Origin of the sequence: Pseudomonas taiwanensis DSM 21245, from assembly GCF_000425785.1 — a bacterium.
Lineage (GTDB): Bacteria > Pseudomonadota > Gammaproteobacteria > Pseudomonadales > Pseudomonadaceae > Aquipseudomonas > Aquipseudomonas taiwanensis.
The window spans coordinates 19,557-44,765 of the sequence record NZ_KE384451.1 but is presented as its reverse complement, the minus strand read 5'-3'; the positions used below and the strand labels follow the sequence as shown (position 1 = coordinate 44,765).

General features: G+C 62.1%; 23 protein-coding genes. 12 read left to right on the top strand and 11 right to left on the bottom strand.

Translation table 11 applies throughout. From position 1 onward, the window contains the following. The first annotated feature begins 101 nt into the window (after window positions 1–101). From H620_RS0122005 to H620_RS0121990, 4 genes are all read left to right on the top strand, one after another. The gene (locus H620_RS0122005; protein ID WP_023378719.1) at window positions 102–662 is read left to right on the top strand and encodes a putative antibiotic biosynthesis monooxygenase; all 561 of its coding nucleotides are present in this window, start codon (window positions 102–104) and stop codon (window positions 660–662) included. A 77-nt stretch (window positions 663–739) separates the two neighbouring features. Further along, on the top strand, window positions 740–1,432 hold the full coding sequence (folM, locus tag H620_RS0122000; protein WP_027908043.1) for a dihydromonapterin reductase: 693 nt from the start codon (window positions 740–742) through the stop codon (window positions 1,430–1,432). 9 nt (window positions 1,433–1,441) lie between these two features. Beyond that, the gene (locus H620_RS0121995; protein WP_023378717.1) at window positions 1,442–1,738 is read left to right on the top strand and encodes a DUF1244 domain-containing protein; all 297 of its coding nucleotides are present in this window, start codon (window positions 1,442–1,444) and stop codon (window positions 1,736–1,738) included. Next, on the top strand, window positions 1,731–2,072 hold the full coding sequence (locus H620_RS0121990) for a HopJ type III effector protein (protein WP_027908042.1): 342 nt from the start codon (window positions 1,731–1,733) through the stop codon (window positions 2,070–2,072). The genes H620_RS0121995 and H620_RS0121990 overlap by 8 nt, the downstream gene beginning before the upstream one ends. A 68-nt stretch (window positions 2,073–2,140) precedes the next feature. On the opposite strand, the gene H620_RS0121985 is transcribed toward H620_RS0121990, so the two are convergent. Together H620_RS0121985 and fabV are read right to left on the bottom strand one after the other, a co-directional pair. Next, complete coding sequence (locus tag H620_RS0121985) at window positions 2,141–3,052, bottom strand: alpha/beta hydrolase family protein (protein ID WP_023378715.1); 912 nt, start codon at window positions 3,050–3,052, stop codon at window positions 2,141–2,143. A 139-nt stretch (window positions 3,053–3,191) separates the two neighbouring features. Further along, window positions 3,192–4,403 carry an enoyl-ACP reductase FabV gene (gene fabV / locus H620_RS0121980; RefSeq protein ID WP_023378714.1) on the bottom strand — a complete coding sequence of 404 codons (1,212 nt, stop codon included), beginning with the start codon at window positions 4,401–4,403 and terminating at the stop codon, window positions 3,192–3,194. Window positions 4,404–4,717: 314 nt separating this feature from the next. On the opposite strand from fabV, the gene H620_RS0121975 reads away from it, so the two are divergent. After that, the gene (locus tag H620_RS0121975; RefSeq protein WP_023378713.1) at window positions 4,718–5,896 is read left to right on the top strand and encodes an acetyl-CoA C-acetyltransferase; all 1,179 of its coding nucleotides are present in this window, start codon (window positions 4,718–4,720) and stop codon (window positions 5,894–5,896) included. A 73-nt stretch (window positions 5,897–5,969) separates the two neighbouring features. Here the strand turns inward: H620_RS0121975 and metE are convergent, their stop codons facing one another. After that, window positions 5,970–8,258 (bottom strand): 5-methyltetrahydropteroyltriglutamate--homocysteine S-methyltransferase, encoded by a 2,289-nt coding sequence (metE, locus tag H620_RS0121970; protein WP_027908041.1) that lies wholly within the window; start codon window positions 8,256–8,258, stop codon window positions 5,970–5,972. 255 nt (window positions 8,259–8,513) lie between these two features. Between metE and H620_RS0121965 the strand changes: the two genes are divergently transcribed. Then, entirely contained in the window at window positions 8,514–10,001 is a 1,488-nt protein-coding gene (locus H620_RS0121965) for a methylenetetrahydrofolate reductase C-terminal domain-containing protein (protein ID WP_027908040.1), read from the top strand. Here H620_RS0121965 and yjiA read toward each other — a convergent pair. The 3 genes from yjiA to H620_RS0121950 all read right to left on the bottom strand — a co-directional run bounded on the left by yjiA (window position 9,961) and on the right by H620_RS0121950 (window position 13,370). Next, entirely contained in the window at window positions 9,961–10,938 is a 978-nt protein-coding gene (yjiA, locus tag H620_RS0121960) for a GTPase (RefSeq protein ID WP_027908039.1), read from the bottom strand. The genes H620_RS0121965 and yjiA overlap by 41 nt on opposite strands. Before the next feature lie 149 nt (window positions 10,939–11,087). Further along, window positions 11,088–11,285 (bottom strand): YbdD/YjiX family protein, encoded by a 198-nt coding sequence (locus H620_RS0121955; RefSeq protein ID WP_013974210.1) that lies wholly within the window; start codon window positions 11,283–11,285, stop codon window positions 11,088–11,090. Window positions 11,286–11,303: 18 nt separating this feature from the next. Then, entirely contained in the window at window positions 11,304–13,370 is a 2,067-nt protein-coding gene (locus H620_RS0121950; protein WP_023378709.1) for a carbon starvation CstA family protein, read from the bottom strand. A gap of 166 nt (window positions 13,371–13,536) precedes the next feature. Here H620_RS0121950 and H620_RS0121945 point away from each other — a divergent pair, with 166 nt between their 5' ends. Together H620_RS0121945 and H620_RS0121940 are read left to right on the top strand one after the other, a co-directional pair. Beyond that, entirely contained in the window at window positions 13,537–13,902 is a 366-nt protein-coding gene (locus H620_RS0121945) for a PilZ domain-containing protein (RefSeq protein ID WP_023378708.1), read from the top strand. Window positions 13,903–14,162: 260 nt separating this feature from the next. After that, window positions 14,163–15,683 carry a nucleobase:cation symporter-2 family protein gene (locus H620_RS0121940; RefSeq protein ID WP_023378707.1) on the top strand — a complete coding sequence of 507 codons (1,521 nt, stop codon included), beginning with the start codon at window positions 14,163–14,165 and terminating at the stop codon, window positions 15,681–15,683. Window positions 15,684–15,814: 131 nt separating this feature from the next. Here the strand turns inward: H620_RS0121940 and radA are convergent, their stop codons facing one another. Further along, window positions 15,815–17,182 carry a DNA repair protein RadA gene (radA, locus tag H620_RS0121935; protein ID WP_027908038.1) on the bottom strand — a complete coding sequence of 456 codons (1,368 nt, stop codon included), beginning with the start codon at window positions 17,180–17,182 and terminating at the stop codon, window positions 15,815–15,817. Window positions 17,183–17,358: 176 nt separating this feature from the next. On the opposite strand from radA, the gene mscL reads away from it, so the two are divergent. Next, window positions 17,359–17,778, top strand: a complete 420-nt coding sequence (gene mscL / locus H620_RS0121930) for a large-conductance mechanosensitive channel protein MscL (RefSeq protein WP_023378703.1) — start codon at window positions 17,359–17,361, stop codon at window positions 17,776–17,778. A 73-nt stretch (window positions 17,779–17,851) separates the two neighbouring features. Here the strand turns inward: mscL and H620_RS0121925 are convergent, their stop codons facing one another. Next, window positions 17,852–18,628 carry a ferredoxin--NADP reductase gene (locus H620_RS0121925; protein ID WP_023378702.1) on the bottom strand — a complete coding sequence of 259 codons (777 nt, stop codon included), beginning with the start codon at window positions 18,626–18,628 and terminating at the stop codon, window positions 17,852–17,854. 220 nt (window positions 18,629–18,848) lie between these two features. Between H620_RS0121925 and H620_RS0121920 the strand changes: the two genes are divergently transcribed. Both H620_RS0121920 and H620_RS0121915 read left to right on the top strand, forming a co-directional pair. Next, window positions 18,849–19,556, top strand: a complete 708-nt coding sequence (locus H620_RS0121920; RefSeq protein ID WP_027908037.1) for an autoinducer binding domain-containing protein — start codon at window positions 18,849–18,851, stop codon at window positions 19,554–19,556. A 95-nt stretch (window positions 19,557–19,651) separates the two neighbouring features. Continuing rightward, complete coding sequence (locus H620_RS0121915) at window positions 19,652–20,776, top strand: methyltransferase (protein WP_023378700.1); 1,125 nt, start codon at window positions 19,652–19,654, stop codon at window positions 20,774–20,776. A 62-nt stretch (window positions 20,777–20,838) separates the two neighbouring features. Here the strand turns inward: H620_RS0121915 and H620_RS26085 are convergent, their stop codons facing one another. Genes H620_RS26085 through H620_RS0121900 form a run of 3 tightly spaced genes read right to left on the bottom strand, consistent with a single transcriptional unit; the run spans window position 20,839 to window position 23,451 of the window. Further along, entirely contained in the window at window positions 20,839–20,991 is a 153-nt protein-coding gene (locus H620_RS26085) for a DUF2474 domain-containing protein (RefSeq protein WP_023378699.1), read from the bottom strand. Window positions 20,992–21,003: 12 nt separating this feature from the next. Next, window positions 21,004–22,011 (bottom strand): cytochrome d ubiquinol oxidase subunit II, encoded by a 1,008-nt coding sequence (cydB, locus tag H620_RS0121905; RefSeq protein WP_023378698.1) that lies wholly within the window; start codon window positions 22,009–22,011, stop codon window positions 21,004–21,006. Between the two features lie 3 nt (window positions 22,012–22,014). Then, on the bottom strand, window positions 22,015–23,451 hold the full coding sequence (locus H620_RS0121900; RefSeq protein WP_023378697.1) for a cytochrome ubiquinol oxidase subunit I: 1,437 nt from the start codon (window positions 23,449–23,451) through the stop codon (window positions 22,015–22,017). Window positions 23,452–23,809: 358 nt separating this feature from the next. On the opposite strand from H620_RS0121900, the gene H620_RS0121895 reads away from it, so the two are divergent. After that, on the top strand, window positions 23,810–25,030 hold the full coding sequence (locus tag H620_RS0121895) for an MFS transporter (protein ID WP_023378696.1): 1,221 nt from the start codon (window positions 23,810–23,812) through the stop codon (window positions 25,028–25,030). The last annotated feature ends 179 nt before the right edge of the window (window positions 25,031–25,209 follow it).

Genomic DNA, 25,209 nt, shown 5'->3' with positions numbered 1-25,209 from the left:
TCCGTGCCCGATTCTTGCATGTTCGCCTGCGTCGCCCACCACCCCGGGCGACACAGCCAAGGGGCCAGCTACCCGCCAGCCCCGTCGTCAGGAGATACACGATGTCTACGCCACCCGTCACCCTGATGGTGTCACGTCGCGCCGCCCATGGCCGCTACCAGGACTTGCTGGCCTGGCTACACGAAGGCGAGCAACTGGCCACCGATTTTCCCGGCTATCTTGGTTCGGGCATCCTCGCACCGCCCCACGATGGCGATGAATTTCAGATCATCTTCCGCTTCAGCGACGAACCCACCCTGCACGCTTGGGAACATTCCGCCTCGCGCCGAGCCTGGTTGCAGCGGGGCAACGGCCTGTTCGAGCGCCCCAAAGAGAGGCGCGTAACCGGCATTGACGACTGGTTCGGCACTAATATGGTGCAAAAACCGCCGCGTTGGAAGCAAGCCGTTGCTATCTGGCTCGCCTTCTTCCCGGTTTCGCTGCTGTTCAATCTGCTGTTCGGCCATTGGCTGGCGGCCTTGGACCTGGTACCCCGGGTGATGCTCAGCACACTGATGCTGACCCCCGTGATGGTCTATGTCTTCATTCCTCTCTCCACCCGCCTGCTGGCCAACTGGCTTAATGCCACGCCACACACCGGCGCGGCGCTACGCAGCCGTTGAGGCCAGGCCACGCAAGAGGGAAACAGTTCGGGTATGCTGGTCAGCAATGAAAGGACAGACAAGTTGACCGCCCGAACATGAACAGCCCAATCCTCGTTACCGGAGCCAGCCAGCGTGTCGGGCTGGCTCTGGCCCTCGAACTGGCACAGGCCGGCCATACGGTGATCAGTGCCAGCCGCAGCCTCCAGCCGCAACCTGCGCACCCGAATATCGTCCCGTTCAAGGCCGACCTCTGCCAGCAGGCCGATCGCCAGGCATTGATCGACTTCCTGCACAGTCATTACGACGGATTGCGAGCGATCATCCACAACGCTTCGCTGTGGCTGGATGACGGCCTCGACAACCTCGAGACCATGTTCCGCCTTCACGTCGAAGCGCCCTACCACCTGAACCTGGCACTGGGCGGCCTGCTGTCCAAGGTGGACAAGGCCGATATCATTCACATCTGCGACGAGACCTCCTCGCGCGGCAGCAAGAGCCACATCGGCTATGCCGCCACCAAGGCCGCATTGCAGAACATGGTGCTGTCATTCGCCGAAAAATATGCGCCCAAGGTGCATGTCAACGGTATCCTCCCGGGCCTGTTGATCCTCAAGGAAGGCGGCGATGAAGCGTACCGCCAGCAGACGCTGAAAAAGGCCCTGCTGGAATTCGAACCCGGCGCCGGCCCACTGATCGAGACGGTCAAATACCTGCTTGCCAGCCAGTACAGCACCGGCAGCCAGGTGGTCATCAATGGCGGCCGTCACCTGAAGAATCGCATGACCTGAGAGAACCCCATGACGCCTCAACAGCAACTCGAACTCGAGGCCGCCGCATTCCGGCGCCTGGTCGAACACCTGCAAAAACGCACCGATGTTCAGAACATCGACCTGATGAACCTCTCCGGCTTCTGCCGAAACTGCCTGTCGAAGTGGTACAAGGCCGCCGCCGACGAGCGCCAGGTCGAACTGAGCATGGATGATGCGCGCGAAGCGGTGTACGGCATGCCCTACGCCGAGTGGAAAGCCCAATACCAGAAAGAAGCCAGCGCCGAGCAGCAAGCGGCGTTTGAAAAAGGAAAACCTCGTGACTGATCTGAATTCCCTGCGCGCCAGCCTGACCAGCGGCGAACACGTCTTTGCCGACACCCTGGCGTTCATTGCCGCCCACTACAGCTACCAGCCGCAGGCCTTCAACAACGGCGGTGTCGAGAACGCCGCCGGCCAGAACGAAGGCTCGTGCAAGACCTTGGGCCTGGCCCTGCTGGAAGGCCTGAGCGATGAGGAAGCACTGCTGGCATTCGGCGAGCACTACCGCAGCGTGCTGGCGACCCCTGAAGGCAGCGACCACGGCAATATCCGTGCACTGATCAAGCAGGGTTTGGCTGGCGTGAAGTTCGCCGAGCAGCCACTCTCGCGCCTGGCGTGAGCCCCGCGTGATTCATCGCCGGCAAGCCGGGTCCTGCAAGACCGCTGCAGGGGCCGGCTTGCCGGCAATCAGGCCGAAAAGATCTGCCCCGCCCACTCGGCCGAAACCTCCCCCCGCTGCAACCAGGCAAGCGCAATCGGCCACAGCGGCTCGCGGAAGCGGTCGTGGAAGAATGCGAAATGGCCGATCTCTCGGACTGAGATATCCACAGGCGCCAGGCGCAGGTGCAACCGCTGTGCATGCTTCAAGTACCCCAGCAGGCGCTCTGTCGCCGCCACCGTGCCAAACGGGTCGTCGGTCAGGCTGATCGCCAGCGTCGCAGCGCGCACCTGGGCAAAGGGCAAGCCTTGCAGCTGCCTCCCGCTGGGGCGCTGCTCGTAACGTGGAGTGCGCGCCGTCCAGTCCTGTACCACCCCCGCCGGTGTATCTTCCATCCAGCCCAGACGCTTGCCGGGGAAATACCCGAAAACCCGCGTCAACAACGGCATCACCACATGCCATTTACCCAACAGCCGCCAACGCTGGTCCGCCGCATAGTCACGCCAATAGGCGAATTGCGCCCCTACCATCACCACTCGCCGCACCTGCCCGGCCGACGGCGCCAGTCCTACTGCGCAACCGCCGAAGCTGTGCCCGACCACATCCACGGGCTGCCCTGGAAACTGCTGTGCGGCATAGGTCAGCATGGCTTCGAAATCCAACTGCCCCCAGTCACTCCAGGACGCCTTGAACCCGCGTAGCGAATTCGGGCGTGACTCGCCGATGCCACGGTAGTCGTAGGTCAGCACATCCCAGCCGTGGGCGAACAGGTAGTCGGCAAAACGCGAGTAGTAGCGGCAACGCACCGAAGTGGCGGCGTTGATGATCACCAGGGGACGCTGGGCGTCGGGTTCGGCGTGACGCCAGAGGAAACCTCCGAGGCTGTAGCCGTCGGCGGTGGCGTGACGAAAAGCAGTGGCGGGCTGGGTAAGGCTGCTCATGGCGCGCGTCCTGTTGTTGTGCGCCAACGCTAGCAAAAAATGGCATGTCTGTACCGGCCCTATCGCCGGCACGCCGACCCCTACAGGATTTGCAGGAGCCGACTTGTCGGCGATTAGGGGCAGTACGGGCCGGACCCGATTACAGCTCGATGCAGTCGAACTTCACGTCGGTAGCCACATCTTCGTCGTAGTTGACGTCAGCACGCTCGAAACCGAACAGGTTGAGGAACTGCTTCTTGTAACCGGCATAGTCGGTCAGCTCGAACAGGTTCTCGGTGGTCACTTGCGGCCACAGCGCCTTGCAGGCGTCCTGTACGTCGTCGCGCAGCTCCCAATCGTCCAGGCGCAGACGGCCCTTTTCATCGACGTCGGCCGGCTGGCCATCGGCACGGTACATGCGGTCGCGGAACATACGGTCCAGCTGGTCCTGGGTGCCCTCGTGGACGCCCTTTTCCTGCATGATCTTGAACACCATCGACAGGTACAGCGGCATCACCGGAATGGCCGAGCTGGCCTGGGTGACCACCGATTTGAGCACTGCCACGTTGGCGCCGCCCTTGATCTCACCGGCCAGTTTCTTGTCCAGGCGCAGGGCGGTTTCGTCCAGGTCCTGCTTGGCCTTGCCCAGGGCACCATGCCAGTAGATCGGCCAGGTGATTTCGGTGCCGATGTAGCTGAAGGCAACGGTGCGTGCGCCTTCGGCGAGCACGTTGGCGCCTGCCAGGGCGTCGATCCACAGTTGCCAGTCCTGGCCACCCATGACGGTGACGGTATCGGCGATTTCCTGCTCGGTGGCCGGCTCGATGCTGGCCTCGATGATGGTGTCCTTGTTGGTGTCGATAGCGGTCGACTTGTACGGCTGACCGATCGGCTTGAGCGAGGAACGAACCAGCTCACCGGTCTGTGGCAGCTTACGCACAGGCGAAGCCAGCGAGTAGATCACCAAGTCGACCTGGCCGCCCATTTCGTTCTTGATCAGTTCGATGACCTTGGCGCGGGCTTCGTCCGAGAAGGCATCACCGTTGATCGACTTGCTGTACAGGCCTTCGGCTTTGGCGAACTTGTCGAAGGCAGCGGCGTTGTACCAGCCGGCGGTACCCGCCTTGGTCTCGGTGCCCGGTTTTTCGAAGAACACACCCAGGGTATCGGCCTTGAAGCCAAAGGCTGCGGTGATGCGAGCAGCCAGGCCGTAGCCACTGGAGGCACCAATGACCAGGACCTTCTTCGGACCATCCTCGCGCACGCCCAGCTTGCGGGTGGCTTCGATCTGGTCACGGACGTTGAGCTCGCAGCCCTTCGGGTGGGTCGTGGTGCAGATGAAACCGCGGACCTTAGGATGAATGATGGCCAATGTCTGTACCTCGTCAGGTTTATGCCAGGAAGCGCCGCCACGGGCGATTCCGATTGATCTAGAGGGTGAGACTACCCCCACCGGTTATCCGACACATATTACGGGGTGATTGGGGGGATTCAAACCGCGCGAGGCGTTCTGGCGCCCATCCGGTGAGACCAGGTTGAAGTATCCGCGCGAAGAGCGGCGAGGCCGGGCACTTATTTGTTTTTCATATCAATGCCAAAGAAAAACAAACTTAACAAATGAACCCAACCGACCGATGCTGGCGGTAATGCGCACGCGCGGCGCCCCCTTGCCCGGAGAACAACAAAATGAACGACGTGGTGATCGTCGCCGCAACCCGCACCGCCATCGGCAGCTTCCAGGGTGCCTTGGCCAACGTGCCTGCCGTAGAGCTCGGCGCGGCCGTGATCAAGCATCTGCTGGAGCAAACCCGACTGGACCCGGCCCAGGTCGACGAAGTGATCCTTGGCCAGGTACTCACCGCGGGAGCCGGCCAGAACCCTGCGCGCCAAGCGGCGATCAAGGCCGGCCTGCCCTACAGTGTGCCAGCGCTGACCCTGAACAAGGTTTGCGGTTCGGGCCTCAAGGCCCTGCACCTGGCGGCCCAGGCTATTCGCTGCGGCGACGCCGAGGTGGTGATTGCCGGCGGCCAGGAGAACATGAGCTTGTCGCCTTATGTCATGCCGTCGGCCCGCACCGGCCAGCGCATGGGCCATGGCCAACTGATCGACAGCATGATCACCGACGGCCTGTGGGACGCGTTCAACGACTACCACATGGGCATCACCGCCGAGAACCTGGTGGACAAGTACGGCCTGAGCCGTGAGCAGCAGGATGCCTTTGCCGCCGAGTCCCAACGCAAGGCCGTGGCTGCCATCGAGTCCGGGCGCTTCAAGGACGAGATCACCCCGATCGTGCTGGCGCAGAAAAAAGGCGACCCCAAGGTCTTCGACCGTGACGAGCAACCTCGCCCCGACACGACTGCACAATCCCTGGCCAAACTGCGCCCGGCATTCAAGAAGGATGGCAGCGTGACCGCAGGCAATGCCTCCAGCCTCAACGACGGCGCTGCGGCCGTGCTGCTGATGAGCGCCAGCAAGGCCCAAGCCCTGGGCTTGCCGGTGCTGGCGAGGATTGCCGCCTACGCCAGCGCGGGGGTAGACCCGGCGATCATGGGCATCGGCCCGGTATCCGCCAGCCAGCGTTGCCTGGACAAGGCCGGCTGGCAGCTGGCCGACCTGGACCTGATCGAAGCGAACGAAGCCTTCGCAGCACAAGCCCTGGCCGTGGGCAAGGCGCTGGAATGGGATACCGACAAGGTCAATGTCAATGGTGGAGCCATTGCCCTGGGCCACCCGATCGGGGCTTCCGGATGCCGCGTACTGGTGACGCTGCTGCACGAAATGATCAAACGCGATGCGAAGAAAGGGCTGGCTACCCTGTGCATTGGTGGTGGGCAGGGCGTTGCCCTGGCCATCGAGCGCTGATTCGTGGCTCATCGCCGGCACGCCTGCCGCCTACGTCGCACCTGTAGGAGCCAGCTTGCCGGCGATAAGGTCATCACGCCGTGGCGCGCAGCTCGCGTGCCGCAGCGACCATGTTGACCAACGCCGCTTCGGTTTCCGGCCAGCCACGGGTCTTCAGCCCGCAATCCGGATTCACCCACAAGCGCGCGGCTGGAATACGCTGAGCCGCCTTGCGCAGCAACTTGACCATCTCTTCACGACTCGGCACTCGCGGCGAGTGGATGTCGTATACGCCTGGACCGATCTCGTTGGGGTAGTCGAACTGCTCGAAGGCTTCCAGCAACTCCATGTCCGAACGCGAGGTCTCGATGGTGATCACATCCGCGTCCATGGCGGCGATCGACTCGATCACGTCATTGAACTCGCTGTAGCACATGTGGGTGTGGATCTGGGTTTCGTCACGCACGCCCGACGCACACAGTCGGAAGGCCTCGGTCGCCCATTCCAGGTACGCCGCCCATGCACTGCGGCGCAGAGGCAAGCCCTCGCGGAACGCTGCTTCGTCGATCTGTACGATCCTGATGCCCGCGGCTTCCAGGTCGACCACTTCGTCGCGAATCGCCAGCGCCAGCTGGCGGGCCTGGGTTTCCCGGCTCACATCCTCGCGTGGGAACGACCACATCAGCATGGTCACCGGCCCGGTCAGCATGCCCTTCATCACCTTGCTGGTGAGGCTCTGGGCGTAGCTGATCCAACCCACGGTCATGGGCTTGGGACGGCTCAGGTCACCGTAGATCACCGCAGGCTTCACGCAGCGTGAACCGTAGCTCTGGACCCAGCCGAAACGGGTGAACACATAGCCATCGAGTTGTTCAGCAAAGTATTCGACCATGTCATTGCGCTCGGCTTCACCGTGCACCAGCACATCCAGGCCCAGGCTTTCCTGGATCTCGACAGCGTGACGGATCTCGCTGTGCATGGCTTCGACATAGTCGGCCTCGGTCAGTTTGCCCTGCTTGAACGACTGGCGCGCCAGGCGAATAGCCGAGGTCTGCGGGAACGAGCCAATGGTGGTGGTCGGAAACGCTGGTAGGGCCAGGCCTGCGCGTTGCTTGACAATACGCTGTTCGAAGGCCGATTGGCGCTGGCTGTCGGCGGGCCTGATGGCCGCCAGACGCGCCTGCACCGCGGGCTTGTGGATACGCGGCGAAGCAGCGCGGCTGGCCTGCACCGCTCGGCTACGCTCCAGGGCCACCGCCACTTCGGCCGCTTGCGGCTGATTGAGCGCCTGGGCCAGCACCGCCACCTCTTCGCACTTCTGTACAGCGAAAGCCAACCAGCTTTTGAGCTCGGTATCGAGCTGGTCTTCACGGGCCAGATCCACTGGGCTGTGCAGCAGCGAGCAGGACGGTGCGACCCACAGGCGATCACCCAGGCGGTCATGGGCATTACGCGCCACTTGCAGGGCTTTTTCCAGGTCGCAGCGCCAGACGTTCCGACCGTTGACCAGCCCCAGCGACAACACCTTGTAGGCCGGCAGACGGTCGAGGATGGTCGGGTACTGTTCCGGCGCACGTACTAGGTCGATGTGCAAACCATCGACGGGCAGGTTGGCAGCCAGGCCCAGGTTGTCTTCAAGGCCGCCAAAATAAGTGGCGACCAGCTTCTTCAGCGGTGCACGCTGAAGGATGTTGTAGGCACGCTCGAACGCGTTTTTCCAATCTTGTGGCAGGTCCAGGGCCAGAATCGGCTCATCGATCTGCACCCACTCCACGCCTTGGATAGCCAGACGATTGAGGATCTGGTCGTAGAGCGGCAGCAGGCGATCGAGCAAGTCGAGCTTGTCGAAGTCCGATCCCTTGGTCTTGCCTAGCCACAGGTAGGTCAAGGGGCCGATCACCACCGGCTTGACCCCATGCCCCAGGGCCTTGGCTTCGTCTACTTCCTCGAACAGCTGTTCCCAGCTCAGGCTGAACAGCTGGTCTGCGGTGAACTCCGGGACCAGGTAGTGGTAGTTGGTGTCGAACCACTTGGTCATTTCCTGAGCGTGAGCACCGCCACAGCAGTTGGCACTGACGCCACGTGCCATGGCGAACAGCGTCTGCAGGGTAGGTCTGGCGCCGTCCTGGCCACGGAATCGCTCAGGGATCACGCCAAACGTCAGGGAGTGGGTCAGTACCTGGTCATACCAGGCAAAATCGCCCACTGGCAGCAAGTCGATACCCGCGTCCTTTTGCAACTGCCAGTGACTGGCACGCAGCGCACGGCCGACCTCTCGCAGTCCGGCTTCGTCAAGCTCGCCCTTCCAGAACGCTTCCTGGGCCTTTTTCAGCTCGCAATCGCGGCCGATACGCGGAAAGCCGAGGTTGTGTGCCAGTGCCATGTTCTTGTCCCTCAGAATGCAGAAAATGAATGAGGGAATTGTCAGGCACGGGTAATCTTGAGACAAACTCATTAAATTTGAGATGAACACAAGATTTACTCATGATTGGGTTCGCGCTTCTTTTTTGCCGACAAAGCGGATTACACCCGCGGCATGAGGATGAATGTCTCTTTCAAAGCAATTCCATACGCTATCAGACATGACCCTCTTCACAACCTGCCGCACAATGCTCCCCTGCCCCAACCAGGTACCCCCATGAGCCTGCTGAAAACGGCGCTTCGCGAAAATACCTTCGTCTGCGTCATGGAGTTCGTCCCCAAACCCTCCGCGGAACGCTTCGCCGCCATGGAAGCGATCATGGACCGTGCGCATCTGTGTGGCTGGCCGATGACCGTGGCCATCGGCGACCGTGTCGGCAGCCCGCTGGACATGTCACCCCTGGACGCCCTCGCCTCTTTCGGCAAACCGCTGCCTGCCTTGCCGCATTTTTCTGGCAAGGACCGCGAGCGCCATCATCTGCTTGCCCAGTTGCAACGCATGGACGCCGCCGGCCTCGATCAATTGCTGCTGCTCACTGGCGACCGCCTGCCAGGCCATGAACCCGGACAACATTCGATACGTTACCTGGAATCGGTAGCAGCCTTGCAGATCGCGCGACAAGCCTGCCCCCATTGGCTGCTCGGTGCCGCGCTCAATCCATTCAAGTACCGCGAGGAAGAAGGCGGTGCCCAGTACTTCAAGGCCGAGAAAAAACTGGCAGCAGGCGCCGATTTCTTCACCCTTCAACTGGGCTTCGACGCTGACAAACATCAGGAAGCCATCCGCTGGATGAGCCGCCAGGCCACGCCCAAGCCGATGCTAGCCTGCCTGATGAGCCTCACCCATGGGCGCGCGGCGATGCTCGACCATGTGGCCGGCGTCACCGTCACGCCCTCCATGCGCGACATCCTTGAAGCGGAAGCCGCACAGTCCAAGGCCTTCGCCCAGGCCCGCAGCATCGATCGGCTGGCGCTGCAGATCATTGGCACCCGGTTGATGGGCTACGCCGGCGTGCACCTGTCAGGTATTCACGCGCTCAAGCAACTGCTGGCCCTGGAGGCACGGATCGAGCACTGGCAAGGGCAAATCCACTCGTTGCAGCAATGGGCACCCGCCTGGCAGGCCAGCTGGCAGATGCCGGGGCTGCCTGCGGTAGTGTTCCATCCTCCTCAGGCCGGTTGGCGCCAGGGTGAGTCGCGGGTCGCTGCCTCGGGTAGAGAGAAGCTGCGCTATCACGTGATGCACGGGATGCACCGACTGCTGTTCAGCCGCCGCAATTGGCTGAGCAAGGCCTTTGGCTGGGCGGTGCGACAACCGCTGTGGACAACACGCCTTGGCGCCCGTGTGCTGCACACGCTGGAACGTGGCGTGAAGCGCCCGTTGGTGGGTTGCGACACATGCGGCCACTGCCGCCTCGAAGACACGCTCTATATCTGTCCGGAAACCTGCCCCAAGGGGCTGGCCAACGGGCCCTGCGGCGGCACCGCGCTGAATCGCTGCGAGTTCGGCGACCGCGAATGCATCCACAGCGTCAAGTATCGCACCGCCAAGGCGGTGCGGCAGACCGCGGTGCTCAGCGAGCGGCTGATCCCGTGCATCGAAGTCCAGACACGCCACCGCAGCTCATGGCCACAGTGGTTCGAGGCCCAGGCGCCCACCCGGCTCAACCCTCGGCCAGCGCCTCGAACCCAGCCCGAATCTTGACTTCGGGCAGCTCGTCGGCGATGAACACCATCACGCTTTCACGCACTTCATCCTCGGCCCATTCGGCATCCCAGTCGAAGCCATAGAGCTTGAGCACGCCCTGGAACACCAGCTTGCGGTCCTCCCCGGCAATGTTCAACACGCCCTTGTAGCGCAGCAATTGCTTGCCGTGGTTTTCCAGCAGCTCGTTCATGAAGGCGCTGAGGCGGTCGATGTCCAGCGCCGTTTCGGTACGCAACACCAGGGTGCTGATGCGGTCCGGCGTGGCCGGCTTGAGTACCGGGCGCAAGAATGGCTTGAGGTTCGTGCCCAAGTCCGGATTGAGGTTGAAACCGCGAACATCCAGAAGCTCGGCAAGATCGATACGTCCGTGCTCCACCACACGAATGGCCGCCCGGCCATTGATACGCGCCAGGCGCTCGCGCAGTGCCTCCACGGTTGCCGGTTCGACCAGGTCGGTCTTGCTCAACAACAGGCGGTCGGCAAAACCGACCTGTGCCTGGGCAATGGTCTGGGTCAGGTGCACGTCGGCATGGGCGGCGTCGACCAGGGTGATGATGCCGTCGAGGATGTAGCGATCACGCAGCTCCTCATCGACGAAGAAGGTCTGGGCCACGGGTGCCGGATCGGCCAGGCCGGTGCACTCGATCACCAGGCGATCGAAGGCAATTTCGCCAGCATCCAGGCGTTCGAGCAGCAGGTAGAGCGCGCGGGTCAGGTCACCATGGATGCTGCAGCACACGCAGCCATTGGCCAGGGTCATCACCTGAACCGGCTCGTCACCCAGCAACTGGCTGTCGATGCCGGCCTCGCTGAACTCGTTTTCGATCACGGCGATTTTCAGGCCGTGCTCGGCCTTGAGCATGTGCTTGAGCAGCGTGGTCTTGCCAGCCCCGAGGAAGCCGGTGAGAACAGTAACGGGAATAGGCGTCTGCACGCAGAAAATCTCCTTGGCGGAAAAGACAGCGGCCCCATCTCCAGCGAGCTGGCTACTACTACAACCGAACGCGCCCTGAGGCCTGTTGGGTTCCTGTAGCAGCCAGCTTGCCGGCGATGAGGCCGGGACAAGCTAGCAGAGGTCGATGTTCAACAGCACTTGGGTCCGGACTTGCCACCGTAACGCGCTTCCTGGCGTTCCCGGAAGAACTCCTCGTACGTCATCACCGGCTTGTCCGGGTGCTTGGTCTGCATGTGCTCGACATAGTTGTCGTAGTCGGGCATGCCGACCATCAGGCGGGCTGCCTGCCCCAGGTACTTCCCCAGTCGACCCAGGTCGTTGAACATCTCGGTATTCCTCTTGGGTTACGCGTCAGGCAGCGCCTGGAACGGGGTTTCCTTGTCGGTGCGCTCCTTGCGACCCAGGGCGGCGAAGCCAACCTTGATGGCGAAGAACAGCACGCTGAACACCACCAACAAGAACAGCACGGTCAGGCCGGCGTTGGTGTAGGCATTGAAGATCACATGCTGCATCTGACCGATGTCCTTGGCCGGGGCCAGTACCTGGCCGGCGTCCAGTGCGGTGCTGTATTTCTTGGCCAGGGCCAGGAAACCGACCGCCGGGTTCGGGTCGAACAGCTTGATCAGGCCCGCCGTGGTGGTGCAGATCAGCAGCCACACCGCTGGCAGCAGGGTGACCCAGACATAGCGCTGGCGCTTCATCTTGATCAGTACCACAGTGCCGAGCATCAAGGCGATACCGGCCAGCATCTGGTTGGAGATACCGAACAGCGGCCACAGGGTGTTGATGCCACCCAGCGGATCGATCACGCCCTGGTACAGCAGGTAACCCCACAGCGCCACGCATCCTGCGGTACCGATCAGGTTGGCGGTCCACGACTCGGTGCGCTTGAGGGCGGGCACGAAGCTGCCCAGCAGGTCCTGCAGCATGAAGCGGCCAGCACGGGTACCGGCATCCACCGCGGTCAGGATGAACAGGGCCTCGAACAGAATCGCGAAGTGGTACCAGAAGGCCATGGTGTTCTCACCCGGCAGCACCTGGTGCAGGATCTGCGCGATACCTACCGCCAAGGTCGGCGCACCACCGGCACGGGCCAGGATGGTGTGTTCGCCAATGTCGCGGGCAGTGGCTTCCAACTGCTCTGGGGTAATCATGAAGCCCCAGCTGCTGACCGTTTGCGCCACCGAAGCGACGTCGGCACCGACCACTGCGGCCGGGCTGTTCATGGCGAAGTACACGCCCGGCTCGATCACCGACGCGGCAACCATGGCCATGATGGCGACGAACGATTCCATCAGCATGCCGCCGTAGCCGATGTAACGGGCATTGGTTTCATTATCCAGCAGCTTGGGCGTGGTCCCCGAGGAGATCAGCGCGTGGAAGCCGGACACCGCACCGCAGGCGATGGTGATGAACAGGAACGGGAACAGGGTGCCCTTCCACACCGGGCCAGTGCCGTCGGTGAACTGGGTCAGCGCCGGCATCTTCAGCTCAGGGGCGATGATCAGGATACCGATGGCCAGGCCAACGATGGTACCGATCTTGAGGAAGGTCGACAGGTAGTCACGCGGCGCCAGCACCAGCCATACCGGCAGCACGGCAGCGACGAAGCCGTAGCCCACCAGCATCCAGGTGATCTGCACGCCGGTAAAGGTGAACGCCGGGCCCCAGACTGGATCCGCGGCGATCTGGCCCCCCAGCCAGATCGACGCCAGCAGCAAGACCACGCCGATGACCGAAATCTCGCCGATGTGGCCCGGACGGATGTAGCGCATGTAGATGCCCATGAACATCGCGATCGGGATCGTCGCCATGACCGTGAACATACCCCATGGGCTCTCGGCCAGGGCCTTGACCACGATCAGCGCCAACACCGCCAGGATGATGATCATGATCAGGAAGCAGCCGAACAGGGCGATGGTCCCTGGGATACGCCCCATTTCCTCGCGCACCATGTCGCCCAGCGAGCGGCCATTGCGGCGGGTAGACAGGAACAGGACCATGAAGTCCTGCACAGCACCGGCCAGCACCACACCGGCAATCAGCCAGAGCGTGCCGGGCAGGTAGCCCATCTGCGCGGCCAGAACCGGACCGACCAAGGGGCCAGCGCCTGCGATGGCAGCGAAGTGGTGACCGAAGAGGATGTGCTTGTTGGTCGGGACATAGTCCAGACCATCATTGTTGAGTACCGCCGGGGTTGCCCGCCGAGGGTCGAGCTGCATCACCTTGGTGGCGATGAAAAGGCTGTAGTAACGATAGGCGACCAGGTAGATGGCCACTGCCGCGACCACGATCCACAAGGCGTTGATCGCCTCGCCGCGGCGCAGGGCGACCACACCCAGCGCACAGGCGCCTATGACTGCCAGCGCCAACCACGGAATGTGGCGTAGCAGGCTATTATTGTTGTTCATGGTTTGCTTCCAGCTGGTGGATTGGAAAAGACCGCCCATCGAGTCTAGGGCGTGTCATCGCGCATTGCCATACCTGCTTTGGCCTAGAGCCTCTGCGGCCAGATTCGAGTACCTGATTCATCTACAGCAATAACTATAGTCAGGAAGAACCCACGAGGGCTTTCACATGAGCGCACACGACGAACGCCGCCGCTTTCAGCGCATCCCCTTCGATGCCCCCACCGAACTGCGCCAGGGCAATCGCCGCTGGCCGGTGAAACTGCTCGATCTGTCGCTCAAGGGCTTGCTGGTCGAATGCCCTCAACCCTGGGATGCCGACCTGACCCAGGATTTCGACGCGATCATCGAACTCGACCCACAGAACCGCGTGAAGATGCAGGTGGAACTGCGCCATGAGGAACCTCACCGCCTCGGCTTCACTTGCCTATACATCGACATCGAGTCCATGACGCATTTGCACCGTCTTGTGGAATTGAACGTGGCCGACAGCACCGAAATGATGCGCGAACTGCGCCAACTCATCGAAGAATGAAATCTCTTAGCTAGCTAACGTAGTTCCCACATCACGTTTCTTGTCTACCCAGACAGCTTTCTTCCGGGTTACCGGCGCTTTGTACACACCCCTCTGATACAGCTTTTCACAAGTTGGAACGCATTCTGCATTCACGCAAAACGCCCCTTGCGGGCATCTGTGTTCCTGCTCTAATCAAAATATTGTATACAATTGTTGTGGCAATGATTTGTAGGAAATGTCTACAGTAGTCGCACAACAATAAACAGAGAGCCTGCTCCATGACTACGTCGTCCCCTAGCACGTCTCCCGCCAAGCGCCCCGAGGACGAAAACCTCGGTCTTGGTGCCAACCTGGCCTATGGTCTGCAACATGTGTTGACCATGTATGGCGGGATCGTCGCGGTCCCCCTGATCCTCGGGCAGGCTGCCGGCCTGAACCCCGCCGAGATCGGCCTGCTGATCGCAGCGTCGCTGTTCGCCGGGGGGCTGGCCACGTTATTGCAAACCCTTGGCCTGCCGTTCTTCGGTTGCCAGTTGCCACTGGTGCAAGGGGTGTCGTTCGCCGGCGTGGCGACCATGGGCGCGATTCTCAGCAGTGAGGGAGGCGGCGGTTTGCCAGGCGTGCTAGGCGCGGTCATGGCGGCGTCGTTCATCGGCTTCCTGATCACCCCGGTGTTCTCGCGCATCACCAAGTTCTTTCCACCACTGGTCACCGGTATCGTCATCACCACCATCGGCCTGACCCTGATGCCCGTGGCCGCACGCTGGGTAATGGGGGGCAACAGCGCCTCACCGGAATTCGGCAGTGTGGCCAACATTGGCCTGGCGGCGCTGACCTTCGCCATCGTCCTGCTGCTGAGCAAGCTGGGCAGCGCGACCATCTCGCGCCTGTCGATCCTGCTGGCCATGGTGGTCGGTACCCTGATTGCCTGGGCGCTGGGCATGACCGATTTCAGCAAGGTCACCGAAGGCCCGCTGTTCGCCTTCCCAAGCCCGTTCCACTTCGGCATGCCGACCTTCCACATCGCCGCGATCCTGTCGATGTGCATCGTGATCATGGTGACCCTGGTGGAAACCTCGGCCGATATCCTCGCCGTCGGCGAGATCATCGACACCAAGGTCGATTCCAAGCGCCTGGGTAACGGCCTGCGCGCCGATATGGCATCGAGCATCCTGGCACCGATCTTCGGCTCGTTCACCCAGAGCGCCTTCGCCCAGAACGTCGGCCTGGTCGCGGTGACCGGGGTCAAGAGCCGTTATGTGGTGGCCACCGGTGGCGTGATCCTGGTGGTACTCGGGCTGCTGCCGATCATGGGACGCGTGATTGCCGCGGTACCCACGCCTGTACTGGGCGGTGCCGGCATCGTGCTGTTCGGCACCGTGGCGGCCAGCGGGATTCGTACCCTGTCGAAGGTCAATTACAAGAACAACGTGAACCTGATCATCGTCGCCGCTTCGCTGGGCTTTGGCATGATCCCGATCGCGGCACCGACCTTCTACCATCACTTCCCGAACTGGTTCGAGACCATCTTCCACTCGGGCATCAGCTCGGCGGCGATCATGGCGATTCTGCTCAACCTGATCTTCAACCACTTCACTGCGGGTAACTCGGACCAGCAGTCGGTGTTTGCCGCAGCCTATGAGCGCACCATCCAGTACTCGGATATCTCGGCGTTGCGTGATGGCGACTACTTCAAGGACGGCAAGCTATTCGATGCCGAGGGGACTGAAGTGCCCGTGATGGAGCTCGACGAGCATGGCAACGCAGCTCCCAGACGAACGCCGGTTGCCGAGCATTGACCGCTGACTGAGCGGTAAGGTGGGGGCCGATGCGCATCGTCGGCCCCTTTTTCATTGGCCTGCCTTGGCCCCCTCGCCGTAGGTGCTCAACGCAGCGCAGTACCCGCCAAAGGGCCGCAACGGGTTAAACGCTACTCGAAAAGTGCGTCCAGTGCGTGTTCCAGGCGTGTCACTGCAATTATCTGCAATCCTGCCGGCGCCTCCTTCGGCGCATTGCCCTTGGGCACGATGGCGCGCTTGAAGCCATGCTTGGCCGCCTCTTTCAGGCGTTCCTGGCCACTGGGCACCGGGCGAACCTCGCCGGACAGGCCGATTTCACCGAATACCAGCAAGCCATGGGCAAGCGGGCGATTGCGCAAGCTGGACATCACCGCCGCCAACAAGGCCAGGTCGGAGGCTGTCTCCAGCACCTTGACCCCACCCACCACGTTAAGGAACACATCCTGATCGTGCGTAGGGATACCGCCATGACGATGCAACACTGCCAGCAACATCGCCAGGCGGTTCTGGTCCAGGCCCAGGGTGACCCGGCGCGGGTTGGCCAGGTGGCTGTCGTCGACCAATGCCTGCACTTCCACCAGCATCGGCCGGGTGCCTTCCCAGGTAGCCATGACCACACTGCCCGGCACTTCTTCCTGGGCGCGGTTGAGGAAAATCGCCGACGGGTTGGAGACTTCCTTCAGGCCACGGTCGGTCATGCCGAACACGCCCAGTTCGTTGACCGCGCCGAAGCGATTCTTCACCGCCCGCAACAAACGCAGTCGGCCATCGGACTCACCCTCGAAATACAGCACGGTGTCGACCATGTGCTCCAGTACCCGTGGGCCAGCCAGCGAACCTTCCTTGGTGACGTGCCCGACCAGGAAAATCGCGGTTCCACTTTGCTTGGCATAGCGCACCAGCAACGCCGCACTCTCGCGCACCTGAGCCACGCCACCGGGGGCCGACTGCAATTGCTCGGTGAAAATGGTCTGGATCGAGTCGATCACCATCACCCGAGGCTTTTCCACGCGCGCAGTGGCGATGATGGTCTCGATGCACGTCTCGGTCATCACCTTGAGCTGGTCCTGCGGCAAGCCCAGGCGTCGCGAGCGCATGGCCACCTGTTGCTGGGACTCTTCGCCCGTGACGTATAGAGCAGGCATGGACGTGGCAATGTTGCACAGGGTCTGCAGCAGGATGGTCGACTTGCCGATACCCGGATCGCCCCCGATCAGCACCACCGAGCCGTCCACCAGACCGCCACCCAGTACGCGGTCAAGCTCAGCGCTGCTGGTGGTGAAACGCGGGATTTCCTCGACGCTGACTTCGGCCAGGGTCTTGATCTGAGCCTGCTGCCCAGCCCATCCCGTACGGCCACTCGGTGCAGCTGCACCGCCGCTTTCGATCATGGTTTCGACCAGGGTGTTCCAGGCCCCACACTCACCGCACTGGCCGGCCCATTTGGGGAAGGTCGCGCCGCACTCGGTGCAGCCATACAAGCGCTTGGCCTTGGCCATGGACTCGGTCTCCTGGAAAAAACCGCCATGATAGCCGAGCGGGACGTGTCTCGAACGCCCCGGGATGCGACAAAACTATTCGTTGCAGCCGCAGTCGGTAAGCCTGAATGCAACGCATAAAGCGATTTGTTGGCTTACACTGCGTTTACCTAACCATTTGTTACAAGGAGTCCAGCATGGGCATGCTCAGTGAGTTCAAGGCCTTCGCGGTCAAGGGAAATGTCGTCGATATGGCGGTAGGTATCATCATCGGCGCCGCCTTCGGCAAGATCGTCTCGTCCTTCGTGGGCGATGTGATCATGCCGCCACTGGGCCTTATCATCGGTGGTGTCGACTTCAGCGACCTCGCCGTGACCCTGAAGGCCGCAGAGGGCGATGTCCCGGCGGTGGTGCTGGCCTACGGCAAGTTCATCCAGACCGTCATCGACTTCCTGATCGTTGCCTTCGCCATCTTCATGGGCGTGAAGGCGATCAACCGCCTGAAGCGTGAAGAAGCCGTGGCGCCCTCCGCTCCACCAGTGCCGAGCGCCGAGGAAACGCTGCTCACCGAGATTCGCGATCTACTCAAGACGCAGAACCAGAATCGCTTGCCGTGACATGGCTGGGGGCGCCTTGCGCCCCCCATCGCCGACCAGCCGGCCGCTACGGAACCGGCACCGTTTCAGACGCTTACCAGTAGTTTTCCACCGCCACCTGGCCCGGGCGCTTACTCAAGCTCAAGTGCAGATCCCGTGCCTTGAGCACCTTGCGTGTCTCGTCGATCATTTGCGGGTTACCGCACAGCATGATCCGCGAATGTTCAGGCGACAGTTCCAGCCCCGCCGCTTTTTCCAGCTCGCCGTTTTCGATCAGCGTGGTGATACGCGCATTCAACGCGCCTGGGTGCCTTTCGCGGGTGACCACTGGCATGAACTGCAATTTGCCCGCGTACTCCGCCAGGTAGTCACGCAGCTCCAACCCGGCGATCTCATCCACATACGCCAGCTCCCTGGCCTCGCGCACGGAATACACCAGCTTGATGTTGTCGAAGCGCTCCCAGGCCTCGAAGTCCTGCAAGATCGACATGAATGGCGCGATACCTGTGCCGGTTGCCAACAGCCACAGATCACGCCCACCGACGAAGCGGTCCAGGGTCAGATAGCCGAAAGCCTGGCGATCGATCAGCAGTGAATCGCCCTCTTTCAGCCGGCTCAGCTCACTGGTGAATTCGCCGCCGGGTACCACGATGGAGAAGAAGTCGAGAAATTCGTCATGGGGTGCGCTGACCATGGAGTAGGCACGCCATACCACACTGCCATCAGCCTTGGTCACGCCCAGCCGCGCGAACTGACCCGCGCGGAAACGGAAGCCCGGGTCACGGGTGACGCGCAAGCTGAACAGGCTGGGGGTCAGCGGCTGAACATCGAGCAGGGTCTGACGGGTGAACTTCTCGGCGCTGGCGGTCATGACGGGCTTCCATGGTGGGCGTGCCCCCAGTGTCGCGCAAAGCAGCCTGGATAAAAACCGTCGGATTGTAGGGCCAAAGTCGGATTATCACGTCAAATTCACAGAAAAACTTGATCGCTATAACAAAAAAATCCCAACTTAATAGTCGGACTTTTCCTACAATCAATCGCTGTGTGCAAATGAATTGGATTCTTCAAGAGCCTTAAGGGAGTGTGACCCGATGCTTCACTGGAAGCCCGAGCATCTACATGAGCTTGCCACCGAGCGCGACCCCTCTCGCTTGTTCGACCTGGCGGTGCATCTGGCCCAGGACCTCGGCATGGAATACGTCGGCCTGAAGCTTCGCATCCAGATCGCCACGCAGACGCCCAAGCTTTATCTCTATAGCAACTACCCGAACGAATGGATCACACGCTGTCAGTGCGATGACTTTCACAAGCAAGACGCGGCCGCGCAAATGAGTCACCACTCAACCATGCCGGTGCTCTGGTCGGACGAGCTGTATCGTGAAGCGCCGCAGTTTCGTGAAGCCGCCTGCCTGCACGGCCTGCGTCACGGCTGGACCCAATCGGTGCACGATTTACAGCACAACGAAAGCCAGTTGAGTGTGTCCAGACCGTGCAACCCGATAGTTATTCAAGAGCTCTATGAGAAAGGCGCGAGCGTCCTGTGGCTGTGCCAAACGTTGCACGCGGTGATTGGCGAATACCACCTGAGTGAACTGTGCCCCCCGCAACCGAAGATGAGCGAGCGAGAACTGGAAGTGCTGAAGTGGTCGGCCGCCGGCAAGACCGCCGCCGACGTTGCCTGCATCCTGTCCCTGTCGCAAAGCACGGTGAACTTTCACATCCGCAGCGTCATCACCAAGACCAATGCCGCCAACAAGGCAGGCGCCATTGCCATTGCCGCATTGCGCGGGTGGATCTGACAGCCTTTCCTGCGACCTTCGGCAAAGCCCTGTAGAATCCGCAGCAAAGTCCGAGGCGATCCGCCTTGGGCAGATCCGTACCCGAGCCAGACGCCATGCCCCTGTTGAACACCCCCTACGCCGAACTCGACCTGATCCGCCAGCCGGAGCAGGCCAACGACCCGCTGCAGGCTTTCGATGCCGCCGATGAGTATCTGCTCGAGCACTTGCACGCTCAGGCGAACGACGCAGGCTGCCGAGTACTGGTGCTCAATGACAGTTTCGGCGCCCTGGCCGTCAGTCTGGCCGGCCACTTCCAGGTGGTCAGCAGCGGCGACTCGCACCTGGCCCGCCTGGCCCTGGAAAAGAACCTTGCGCGTAATGGCCAGGCCTATGACAGCGTGCCCTTCGTCCCGGCCAGCGAACACTGGCAAGGCCCCTTCGACCGTGTGCTGGTGCGCGTACCCAAGACCCTGGCCCTGCTCGAAGAGCAGCTGATCCGTCTGCAAGGTCACCTGACGCCCGGGGCCCAGGTGATTGCCGGCGCCATGATCAAGCACCTGCCGCGCGCTGCGGGCGACCTGATGGAAAAGTACATCGGCCCGGTACAGGCGTCACTGGCTCAGAAAAAAGCACGGCTGCTGACGGCCACGGTCGCCGAGCGCACAGTCGCCACCTCGCCCTACCCGACACGCTACCGCCTGGACTCCCCGACGCTCGAACTGGTCAACCATGCCAACGTGTTCTGCCGCGAAGGGCTGGATATCGGCACCCGCGCCTTCCTCCCACATCTGCCGCGTCATCTGGGCCAGGCCCGCGTGGCGGACCTGGGTTGCGGCAATGGCGTGCTGGCGATCGCCAGCGCTCTGGAAAACCCGGACGCCCTTTACACGCTGGTCGATGAATCATACATGGCCGTGCAATCGGCCCGGGAAAACTGGCAAGCCGCGCTGGGCGACCGCGCGGTGACCGTCATGCCGGGCGACGGGCTGGCAGGACAGGAAAGACAATCGCTGGACGTCGTGCTGTGCAACCCGCCGTTCCACCAACAGCAAGTAGTAGGCGACTTTCTTGCCTGGCGCATGTTCCAGCAGGCCCGTGAGGCATTGGTGGTGGGCGGCGCGCTGTACATCGTCGGTAACCGGCACCTGGGTTACCACAGCAAGCTGTCGCGGCTGTTCCGGGGTGTGGAGCAAGTGGCGGCGACACCGAAGTTCGTGATTCTCAAAGCCCGCAAGTGAGTCGCTAAGGTCCAGGGCTTGATCGCCGGCAAGCCGGCTTGCCGGCGATCAGGCCAAAAGGCTCAGTGGGTGGTCAAACCCGCCGCCCCCATGAACAGGCGCATCACGTAAGCCGCCACGCCCAGTGCCGCGACACTCAACGCCCAGATCAACACCAGCCAACCCAGTCGCTGCCACAGTGGCTTTTTCTCTTCCAGGCCATGTTTACCGGTCATCGTGCGGCCCTCCTAGTGATAGCCGTCGTCAGGGGTCACCTTGCCGCGGAACACGTAGTAGCTCCAGAAGGTATACCCCAGGATGAACGGCAGGATGAACAAGGTGCCCACCAGCATGAAGCCCTGGCTCTGCGGCGGTGCCGCGGCATCCCAGATCGAGATCGACGGCGGGATGATGTTCGGCCACAGGCTGATACCCAATCCGCTGTAGCCGAGGAAAATCAGCACCAGGGTCAACAGGAACGGGGTGTAGTGGGCATTGCGCGCCACCGCCTTGAGCAACCCGTAGAAGGTCACCAGCACCAGGATCGGCACCGGCATGAACCAGACCAGGTTGGGCATGCTGAACCAGCGGTCGGCGATTTGCGGATAGGCAATCGGCGTCCACAGGCTGACGATACCGATCACCACCAGCAGCACCAGCGCCAAGGGCTTGGCCAGGTCATGCATCTGCTGCTGCAGCGCCCCTTCGGTCTTCATGATCAACCACGTGCAGCCGAGCAGTGTGTAGGCGACGATCAGGCCCAGACCGCTGAACAGGCTGAACGGGGTCAACCAGTCGAGGGTGCCACCGGCAAAATGCCGATCGACGACCTTGAAGCCCTCGATGAAAGCGCCCAACGCAACGCCCTGGAAGAACGTCGCGACCAGCGAACCCCAGATGAAGGCCTTGTCCCAGATGTGGCGCTTGTCGGCCTTGGCCTTGAAGCGAAACTCGAACGCCACTCCCCGGAAGATCAGGCCGATCAGCATGAGGATCAGCGGCAGGTACAGCGCTTCGAGCACCACCGAATAGGCCATCGGGAAGGCACCGAACAGTCCTGCCCCGCCCAGGACCAGCCAAGTCTCGTTGCCGTCCCATACGGGCGCAACGGTATTCATCATCACATCGCGGTCACGCTCGCCCTTGACGAAGGGGAAGAGCATGCCGATTCCCAGGTCGAAACCATCCATCACGACATACATCATGACGCCGAAGATGATGATCACCGCCCAGATCAGCGGAAGGTCGATACCCATGGCTCAGTTCCCCTTGCTCAGGCTGACGGTGTTGGCTTCTTTGCCATCATCGGCGGCGGACAACGGCCGCGCCGGTGTGCGTTTCTGGCCAGGCCCCCCGGGCGTGTGCTCGTCGCCCTCACCTGTCTTAGGCCCTTTGCGTACCAGGCGCATCATGTAGCCAAGACCGGTACCGAACAGGGCGAAGTACACCACCACGAACGCCACCAGGGTGAAGCCAAGCTGGGAGTAGCTATGGTTGGAAACCCCTTCGGAGGTGCGCATCAAGCCATACACCACCCACGGCTGACGGCCGATTTCAGTGGTGAACCAACCGGCAAGGATGGCGATCAGCCCGGATGGCCCCATCCACAAGGTGAGGTAAAGGAAGGGGCGGTTGCTGTACAGCGTGCCGCGCTTGCGCAGCCACAGGCTCCACAGGCCGACGAAGATCATCAGCAAGCCCAGGCCCACCATGACCCGGAACGACCAGAACACGATGGTCGAGTTGGGGCGGTCCTCAGGCGGGAACTCTTTCATCGCCGGAACCTGCTTGTCCAGGCTATGGGTCAGGATCAGGCTGCCGAGTGCGGGAATCTCGATCTTGAAGCGGGTGGTCTCGGCTTTCATGTCAGGGATGCCGAACAGAATCAGCGGGGTCGGCTCGCCGGGCACGTTCTCCCAATGCCCTTCGATGGCGGCGATCTTCACTGGCTGGTGCTTGAGGGTGTTCAGGCCGTGGAAGTCACCGATCACTGCCTGCACCGGTGCCACGATCAAGGCCATCCACATGGCCATCGACAGCATCTTGCGCACCGCCGGGTTATCCCGGCCGCGCAGCAGGTGCCAGGCCGCCGAGGCGCCAACGAAGAAGGCGGTGGCGACGAAGGCGGCGGTGGCCATGTGCATCAGGCGGTAGGGGAACGATGGGTTGAACACCACCGCCAGCCAGTCCACCGGTACCACCCGGCCATCGATGATTTCGTGGCCCTGGGGTGTTTGCATCCAGCTGTTGGACGCCAGGATCCAGAAGGTCGAGACCAGGGTCCCGAGCGCCACCATGACCGTGGCGAAGAAGTGCAGGCCGCGACCGACACGGTTCCAGCCAAACAGCATGACACCCAGGAAACCGGCTTCGAGGAAGAACGCCGTGAGCACCTCGTAGGTCAGCAATGGCCCGGTAACGGCACCGGCAAAATCGGAGAATCGACTCCAGTTGGTGCCGAACTGATAGGCCATGACCAGGCCGGACACCACACCCATGCCGAAGTTGACGGCGAAGATCTTCGACCAGAAGTGGTAGAGGTCGCGGTAGACATCGTTGTGGGTCTTGAGCCAAAGGCCTTCGAGGACCGCGAGGTAGCTCGCCAGCCCGATGGTGATGGCTGGGAACAAAATGTGAAAGGACACGGTAAAGGCAAACTGGATTCGGGCGAGCTCAAGGGCTTCTAAGCCGAACATGGTGCTTCCTCTTCAGATAATCCGGCGACCGGGCGTGTGGCCCAATCACCCACTGCCCCCACGGTAGTCGAGTGCGGCGCGTTGGAATTGTTCTGTTCGACTGCAGGGAATCCGGCCAAAAGGCCAAAATCGCTGACGGTATCGTTGCAACCGCAACGATTGATCCAAGTCAACAATTTTCTGGAAGCATAGTCCCGATTGGACCGTTGGGCGGTGTGGTGGATTGCCGCGTGACCGGTTGCCCCACCCACTTTACCAGGGTGTGAAAAAGTGCCGATTTGGGCAAACAGTAACCGCTTGTTACAAACAGATGATAACCTGCCGCCCCCTCTACTGCGCCGAGGCCCACAGGTTTCCGATGTCCGATTCCGCACCGCAGTTGTTGCGTCACCACCGTCCGTTCCTGGCCTTCTGGCTCGCCCGGGTGTTCACCGCCAGCGGCTTCCAGATGCTCACCGTGGCCATCGGCTGGCACCTCTACCAGCTCACCGGAAATGTCCTCGACCTGGGCCTGGTCGGTCTGGTGGAGTTCGCTCCCCGCGTGCTGTTCATGCTGCACACCGGGCATGTCGCCGACCGCTATGACCGGCGCAAGGTCGCCGCGCTCTGCCAAAGCCTCCAGGGGCTGATCGCACTGGCCTTGGCCGTGGGCAGCCTGACCGACAACGTCACCCGCGAGCTAATCTTCGCGCTGGCCTTCCTCCTGGGGGCGACCCGCTCGTTCGAGATGCCGGCCACCCAGGCCCTGCTGCCCAATGTCGTGCCGCCTGGACTGTTCCCGCGGGCGGTGGCGGCCTCGGCCTCGGCGACTCAGGCGGCGACCATCATCGCTCCAGCCGTGGGGGGGTTCCTGTACGCCTTCGGCAGCATCTGGGTATACGGCCCAACCGTGGCCCTGTATGCCACCGCCTGCCTGCTAATGCTCAGCCTCGAATCCCGCCAGCAGGTGACTCAGCGTGGCCGCGCCAGCCTGGAATCGCTGATGGCTGGGATCCGCTTCATCCGCAGCCGCCCCGATATTCTCGGGGCGATATCGCTCGACTTGTTCGCGGTGCTGCTGGGCGGAGCCACCGCGCTGCTGCCAGTGTTCGCCAAGGACATCCTGCTCACCGGCCCCTGGGGCCTTGGTCTGCTGCGCTCGGCGCCTGCAGTGGGAGCGCTGCTCATGTCGCTATGGCTTGCACGCTTCCCGGTGGAGCGCAAAGTGGGCCGGACCATGTTCACCGCTGTCGGCGTGTTCGGCGTGGCGACCATCGCCTTTGGCTTGTCCACCTCTTTCTGGTTCTCGCTGGCGGTACTGGTGGTGCTGGGCGCGGCCGACATGATCAGCATGGTGATCCGTGGCGCCTTCGTACAGCTGGAGACACCGGACGAAATGCGCGGGCGGGTGAGCGCGGTGAACGGGTTGTTCATCGGTGCCTCGAACCAACTCGGAGAGTTCGAATCCGGAGTCACGGCGCACTGGTTCGGCACGGTGCCGGCGGTCGTGCTGGGTGGCGTGGGGACGCTGGTGGTGACTGGGGTGTGGATAAAACTGTTCCCGACGTTGGCCAAGCGGGATCGGCTTCACAACAGCTGAAGCGTGGCCTGCACCGGTGCCTGCACGTCGCCGAGGTACCTTTGGCCGGCGATAGGGCCGAACAGCCCTCCCGACGGCCATACTCCCCGGCCCCCCATGCTGGTATGATGCGCGGCTTTTTTCCGCCCCACATAAACCACCGTTCGCCACGACGTGTGCTTTGCTGATGGGGTCGATAC